The organism is Streptomyces sp. ATLC9, assembly GCF_057196705.1.
The window spans coordinates 1-7,404 of record NZ_JBXUOY010000254.1 but is presented as its reverse complement, the minus strand read 5'-3'; the positions used below and the strand labels follow the sequence as shown (position 1 = coordinate 7,404).

The 7,404-nt window shown below is 75.5% G+C and carries 3 protein-coding genes and 1 pseudogene; all 4 read right to left on the bottom strand.

Features of this window, described 5'->3' with window-relative positions; translation table 11 throughout:
* On the bottom strand, positions 1 to 1,822 hold a 1,822-nt coding region (locus AC2CJA_RS21580; protein ID WP_484604328.1), incomplete at its 3' end, for a magnesium chelatase subunit D family protein.
* A 62-nt stretch (positions 1,823 to 1,884) separates the two neighbouring features.
* Complete coding sequence (gene cobN, locus AC2CJA_RS21575) at positions 1,885 to 5,583, bottom strand: cobaltochelatase subunit CobN (RefSeq protein WP_484604327.1); 3,699 nt, start codon at positions 5,581 to 5,583, stop codon at positions 1,885 to 1,887.
* A gap of 89 nt (positions 5,584 to 5,672) precedes the next feature.
* Complete coding sequence (locus AC2CJA_RS21570; protein WP_484604326.1) at positions 5,673 to 7,226, bottom strand: cobyric acid synthase; 1,554 nt, start codon at positions 7,224 to 7,226, stop codon at positions 5,673 to 5,675.
* Positions 7,223 to 7,404: pseudogene (locus AC2CJA_RS21565) on the bottom strand (cobalamin biosynthesis protein); the annotation flags it as partial. The pseudogene AC2CJA_RS21565 and the gene AC2CJA_RS21570, both read right to left, overlap by 4 nt.

Here is a 7,404-nt window from a genome sequence, read left to right as displayed (position 1 = left end):
GCTGCGGGCCGCCCGTCGCCCGCCCGTCGGTGACGGCGACCAGGAGCGGGCGCCGCGAGGGGTCGCGCAGCCGCTCGGTCCGCAGTACGTCGCGGGCCTTCAGCAGACCGGCGGCCAGCGGGGTGCGGCCGCCGGTCGGCAGCGACTCCAGGCGCGCCGCGGCGGCTTCCACGGACGAGGTCGGCGGCAGGGCGACCTCGGCGTCCGAGCCGCGGAAGGAGACCAGGCCGACCTTGTCGCGGCGCTGGTAGGCGTCCAGCAGCAGCGACAGCACCGCGCCCTTGACCGCGCCCATCCGCCGCCGCGCGGCCATCGAGCCGGAGGCGTCCACGACGAACAGCACGAGGTTGGACTCCCGGCCCTCGCGCACCGCCTCGCGCAGGTCCTCCCGGCGCACCAGCAGTCCGGGCCCGGAGCGCCCCCGCGTCCGCTGGTGCGGGGCGGCGGCCCGTACGGTCGCGGCCAGGTGCAGCCGGGACAGCGCGCCCCGCGGCGGGCGGGCACCGGTGGTGCGGCCCTGGGCGGTACGGGCGCGCGAGCGCCGTCCCGCCGCGCCCTCGCCCACACCCGGTACGTGCAGCGCGCGGGCGCGGAACGGCTCACCGGCGCGGGCGGGGGCCTGCTCACCACTTTGATCGCCGCCGCCCTGCCCCGGCCCGGTGTCCTCCTCGCCGCGGGACTGCCCGGGCAGGGAGGGCTCGGGGGACTCGGAGGACTCGGGCGCGTCGGCCGGTCCCCGCGGGCCCTCCCGCGGCGGCCGGCCGCCGCCGTCCCCGCCACCGGGGCCGCCGTCCGGGTCCGGATCGTCCTCCGGCCCGTCGTCCGTGCCGTCCCCCGCACCGCCGTTCCGCCGCAGCGTCTCGTCGAGCTTCTCCTCGTCCAGGCCGGGCGCGTCGAAGGGGTTGCGGCGCCTGCGGTGCGGCAGGGCCAGCAGCGCCGCCCGCCGTACGTCCTCGGCCACCACACCGGTGCGCCCCGCCCAGGCGGCCAGCGCGGTGGCGGTGCGCGCCATCACGATGTCGGCCCGCATCCCGTCCACCTCGAAGGCCGCGCAGGTGGCGGCGATCTGGCGCAGGGCGGCGTCGCCCAGCCGCACCTCGGGCAGCAGGGCCCGCGCGGCCGCGATCCGCTCCCGCAGCACGCTCTCCTCACCGGCCCAGCGGGTGGCGAAGGCCGCCGGATCCTCGTCGTACTCCAGGCGCCGCCGCACGACCTCCATCCGCTCGCCGGTCTCCCGGGAGGCGGCCACCTCCACGGTCAGGCCGAAGCGGTCCAGCAGCTGCGGACGCAGCTCGCCCTCCTCGGGGTTCATCGTCCCCACCAGCAGGAAGCGGGAGGAGTGCCGCACCGAGACGCCCTCGCGCTCGATGTGCACCACGCCCATCGCGGCGGCGTCCAGGAGCGAGTCGATGAGGAAGTCCTGCAGCAGGTTGACCTCGTCCACGTAGAGGACGCCCCGGTGCGCCTGCGCCAGCAGCCCCGGCTCGAAGGCCCTCACCCCCTCCGACAGGGCCCGCTCGATGTCCAGCGATCCCACGAGCCGGTCCTCGGAGGCGCCCACCGGGAGCTCCACCATCCGGGCCGGCCGGCTCGCGCCCGGCCCCGCCCCGTGCGCCCCGTGCGGTCCGTCCGGGCAGACGGGGTCGGGGCGGTGCGGGTCGCAGGAGAAGCGGCAGCCGGGCACGGCCTCGACCGGCGGCATCAGCGCGGCCAGGGCCCGTACCGCGGTGGACTTCGCCGTCCCCTTCTCGCCGCGCACCAGGACGCCGCCGACGGCCGGCGAGACCGCGTTCAGCAGCAGCGCCAGCCGCAGGTCGTCCATGCCGACGATCGCGGTGAACGGATAGGCGGCGGTGGCCGCCGTGGTCGTGGTCGCGGTGGTGGTCACGCGTCGCCCTCCAGATCGTCGGAACCGCTCTCCAGGTCGCCCTCGAGTTCGAGGTAGATCTCGCGCAGCCGCTCCAGGGTCCGCTCCTCCGGCTCGGCCCACAGCCCGCGGTCGGCGGCCTCCAGCAGCCGCTCGGTCACGCCCCGCAGCGCCCACGGGTTGGAGCGCTTCATGAACTCCTGGTTGGTCTCGTCGAACACGTACTCGGCCGCGAGCCGCTGGTACATCCAGTCGTCCACGACCCCGGCCGTCGCGTCGTAGCCGAAGAGGTAGTCGACGGTGGCCGCCATCTCGAAGGCGCCCTTGTAGCCGTGCCGCCGCATCGCCGCCATCCAGCGCGGGTTGACCACCCGGGCCCGGAAGACCCGGTGGGTCTCCTCGCCCAGCGTCCGCGTCCGCACCTGGTCGGGGACGGCCGAGTCGCCCACGTACGCCTCGGGGGAGTCCCCGGTCAGATGGCGCACCATCGCCACCATGCCGCCGTGGTACTGGAAGTAGTCGTCGGCGTCGGCGATGTCGTGCTCGCGGGTGTCGACGTTCTTGGCCGCCACCTGGATGCGGCGGAACGCCGTCTCCATGTCGCCGCGCGCCGGGCGGCCGTCCAGCCCGCGCCCGTACGCGTAGCCGCCCCACACCGCGTACACCTCGGCCAGGTCCGCGTCCGAGCGCCAGTTGCGGGCGTCGATCAGCGGCAGCAGCCCGGCCCCGTACGCGCCCGGCTTGGAACCGAAGATCCTCGCCGTGGCTCTGCGCCGGTCGCCGTGGGCGGCGGTGTCCTCGTCGGCGTGGGCGCGTACGTGGTTGGACCCCGCGGGCTCCTCCAGCTCCGCCACCGCCCGCACCGCGTCGTCCACCAGCGCCACCACGTGCGGGAAGGCGTCCCGGAAGAAGCCGGAGATGCGGACGGTGACGTCGATGCGCGGCCGGCCCAGCTCCTCCAGGGGGACGATCTCGAAGCCCGTCACCCGCCGGGAGGCGTCGTCCCACACCGGGCGGCAGCCCAGCAGCGCCAGGATCTCCGCGATGTCGTCGCCCTGCGTGCGCATGCAGGAGGTGCCCCACACCGTCAGACCCACCGACCTCGGGTACTCCCCGTGGTCGGCCAGGTGACGGGCCAGCAGCGAGTCCGCCAGCGCGCTTCCGACGTCCCACGACAGCTTGGACGGGATCGCCTTGGGGTCCACGGAGTAGAAGTTCCGCCCCGTGGGCAGCACGTTGACCAGGCCGCGTGTGGGCGAACCGGAGGGACCGGCGGGCACGTAGCCGCCGGCCAGCGCGTGCAGCACGTTGCCGATCTCGTCCCCGGTGCGCTCCAGCCGGGGCACGACCTCCTCCGCGGCGAACTCCAGGACGCGTACGGCGCCCGGCAGTTCGGAGTCCAGCACCTCGCGGACCACCTCCGAAGCCGCCTCGCGCGCCCAGCCGCGGGACTCCATCGACTCCACCAGCCGCCGCGCCAGGTGCTCGAGCAGGTCCACCGCGTCGGAGGCGGTACGGGAGGGCCCGTCCGCGAGCGCGGTCAGTGCCTTCGGCACCTCCAGGCGCGCCCCCGGCTCGGCCAGCAGCTCGGACTCCACCAGCCCCACGTGCTCGGCCAGCACCGCCCGCAGGCCCGGCAGCGCGCCGCCGACCCCGCCCCACACCTGGGCCGAACGCAGCACCGCCAGCACCAGGTTGACGCGCGGCTCGCCCACCGGCCCGCCGCCCAGCACATGCAGGCCGTCGCGGATCTGCACATCCTTGATCTCGCACAGCCAGCCGTCGATGTGCATGACGAACTCGTCGAACTCGTCCTCGTCCGGCTGCTCCTCCACACGCAGGTCGTGGTGGAGCTCGGCGGCCCGCACCAGCGTCCAGATCTGGCTGCGCACGGCCGGGGCCTTGGCCGGGTCCAGATCGCTCACCAGCGCGTACTCGTCCAGCAGCTGCTCCAGCTTGGCCAGGTCGCCGTAGGAGTCGGCGCGCGCCATCGGCGGCACCAGGTGATCGACGACCGTGGCGTGACCGCGGCGCTTGGCCTGCGTCCCCTCGCCGGGGTCGTTGACGATGAACGGGTAGACCAGCGGCAGATCGCCCAGCACCGCGTCGGGGGCGCAGCCGGCCGACAGGCCCAGGCCCTTGCCCGGCAGCCACTCCATCGTGCCGTGCTTGCCCATGTGCACCACGGCGTCGGCGCCGAAGCCCCCCTGGTCCCGCGGGGTCTCCATCCAGCGGTAGGCCGCCAGGTAGTGGTGGGAGGGCGGCAGATCGGGGTCGTGGTAGATCGCGATGGGGTTCTCGCCGAAGCCGCGCGGCGGCTGGATCATCACCACCACGTTGCCGAACCGCAGCGAGGCCAGCACGATCTCGGCGCCGGATCCCTCGCCGTCCACGTACAGCGAGCCCGGCGGCTCGCCCCAGTGCTCGCGCATGGCCTCGCGCAGCTCCGGGTCGAGCGCGGTGAACCACCGCCGGTAGTCGGCCAGCGGCACCCGGGCGGGCGCGGCGGCCAGCTGCTCCTCGGTCAGCCACTCCACGTCGTGGCCGCCCGCCGCGATCAGCCGGTGGATCAGCTCGTCGCCGGTTCCGGGCAGTTCACCGGTGTCGTAACCGGCCTCGCGCAGGGCGCGGAGCAGCCCCACGGCCGAGGCCGGGGTGTCCAGGCCCACGGCGTTGCCGACGCGCGAGTGCTTGGTGGGGTAGGCGGTGAAGACCAGGGCGATCCTCTTGTCCGCGTTCGGCCTGTGCCGCAGCGCTGCGTGCCGCACCGCGATCCCGGCCACCCGGCGGGCCCGCTCGGGGTCGGCGACGTAGACGGGCACCCCGTCGGGGCCGTCCTCCTTGAAGGAGAACGGCACGGTGACCAGCCGTCCGTCGAACTCCGGGATCGCCACCTGCATCGCCGCGTCCATCGGGGACAGGGCGGCGTCGGAGGCGTCCCAGACGGCGCGGGAGCCGGTCAGGCACAGGCCCTGGACCACGGGGACGTCCAGCTCGGCCAGCGCGCCGACGTCCCAGGTCTCGTCGTCGCCGCCCGCGCTCGCGTCCGCCGCGTGGGCGCCGCCGGCGGCGAGCACGGTGGCGATCAGCGCGTCGGCGCGGCCCAGCAGTCCGTACAGACCGGGGTCGGCGCTCCTGAGCGAACCGCAGTACACCGGCAGGGCGTTGGCGCCGCGCTCCTCGATCGCGTCGCACAGCGTGTCGACGAAGGCGGTGTTCCCCGACAGCTCGTGAGCCCGGTAGAACAGCACGCCCACCGTCGGCCGGGACGGGTCGTGCCCGCGGTCGCCGTGGACGCCGTACTCGGGCATCGGGCGCGGTCCGGCGAAGCCGTGGCCGGTCAGCAGCACGGTGTCGGACAGGAAGCGCACGAGCTCCGCCAGGTTCTCCGGTCCGCCCGCCACCAGGTACTCCAGCGCCTCGGCGACCACGCCGGCCGGGACGGTGGAGGCGGCCATCAGCTCCGCGTCCGGGACGGACTCGCCGCCCAGCAGCACCGTCGGGATCCCGGTGGCCCGCAGCGCCGCCAGCCCGTCCTCCCAGGCGCGCCGACCGCCCAGCAGGCGTACGACGGCGATGTCCGCGCCCTCCACGAGTGCGGGCAGCTCCCCGGCGACGTCGACGCGCGCCGGGTTGGCGATGCGGTACGGGGCGCCGGAGGCGCGGGCCGCCAGCAGGTCGGTGTCGGCGGTGGACAGCAGCAGTACCGTGCTCATCGAGCCCCCATCGGTTCGTACGTCCTTCGCATCGGCCGTGTCGGTCTTCTCGTTCGTCCTGTCGGTCCCGCTCGCGTCACTCGCGCCGCTCACGGCGCACCCGGCGGCACGAACGGCAGCCCCGCGGGCGCGCCGTCCTCGATCAGCCGCAGCAGCGCGGCGGTGTCGGCGTGCTCCTCCACCAGGTCGCCCAGCCGGTCCAGCTGCTCCTCGCGCAGCGCGGCGAAGGAGGTGTCCGGGGCGGGGACGAACGCCCGCCCCGCGTCGGCGGCCACCCGTCGCAGGAAGGCGCGCCGGAAGCCGTCGCTCTCCAGCGAGCCGTGCCAGTGCGTGCCCCACACCGAACCGGAGCGGCAGCCGTCCAGGAAGGGCTCGTCGCCGCCGGTGACCTCGGCCACGCCGTGGTGGATCTCGTAGCCCTCCACCCGCTCGCCCAGCGCCTCGCCCGCCGGCCGGGCCAGGGTCTTCTCCGCCTCGAAGCGCACCCGCACCGGCAGCAGGCCCAGACCGTCCACCGTCCCGGCGCGCGACTCCACCTCGTCCTCGATCCGCTCGCCCAGCAGCTGGAAGCCTCCGCAGATCCCCAGCACCGGGCGGCTCTCGGCCGCCCGGCGGGCCAGGGCGCCGGCCAGGCCGCGCTCGCGCAGCCAGGCCAGCGCCCGCACGGTGCCGCGGGTGCCCGGCACGACCGCCAGATCGGCGTCGGCCAGCTCCTCGGGCCGGTCGGTGAACCGCACCACCACACCCGGCTCGGCCGCCAGCGCGTCCACGTCCGTGAAGTTCGACATCAGTGGCACGGGCACCACCGCGACCCGCAGCACGTCGCGGCCGTGCGGCGGCGTGACGACCGACTCGCGGAGGGTGCCGCGCAGCGACAGCCGCAGCCCGTCCTCCTCGTCGATGCCCAGCCCGTGCGCGTAGGGCAGGACGCCCAGCACCGGTCGGCCGGTCAGGCCGCGCAGCATCTCCAGACCGGGTTCGAGGAGCGTGACGTCGCCGCGGAACTTGTTGACCAGATAGCCCGCCACCAGCGCCTGGTCCTCGGGCGCGAGCAGGGCGGTGGTGCCGAAGAGGGAGGCGAAGACGCCGCCGCGGTCGATGTCGCCGACCACCACGACCGGAAGCCGCGCGGCGCGCGCCAGGCCCATGTTGACGATGTCGGTGCGCCGCAGATTGATCTCGGCCGGGCTGCCGGCGCCCTCGCAGATCACCACGTCGTGGGTGCGGCGCAGCTCCGCCAGGCAGCCGGCGACCGTCTCCAGCAGGTCCTCCCGCCGGCCCGCGCGCCGCGGCCCGCCGGGGAACGGCGGCGGTACGGGGCCCCCGAAGTAGCCGCGCGCGCTCATCTCGCCCACCGGCCGGCCCAGCAGCACCACCTGGCTGGAGCGGTCACCGCCCGGTTTGAGCAGCACGGGGTTCATCAGCGCGCTCGGCTCCACACCGGCCGCGACGGCCTGCATGGCCTGGGCGCGGCCGATCTCGGCGCCCTCGCGCGTCACGAAGGAGTTCAGGGACATGTTCTGCGCCTTGAACGGCGCCACCTTCACCCCCCTGCGGGCCAGCCAGCGGCAGACGCCCGCCGTGACCACGCTCTTGCCCGCGTCGGAGGTCGTCCCCGCGATCAGCAGTCCGCCGCCCGTCACGCTCTTCCCCCCGGCATCCTCCGCCGCCGGTCTCCCCGCCGTCCGGCGCGGGCCTCCCGCAGCGTCCCGGCGCCGCCGCACACGGCCAGCGCCAGCGCGCACACCCGGCGCGAGAGCCGCACCGCGCGCTCGATGTCCTCCACCCGCACCGGCCGGCCGCCGGCGCCCAGGACCGGCC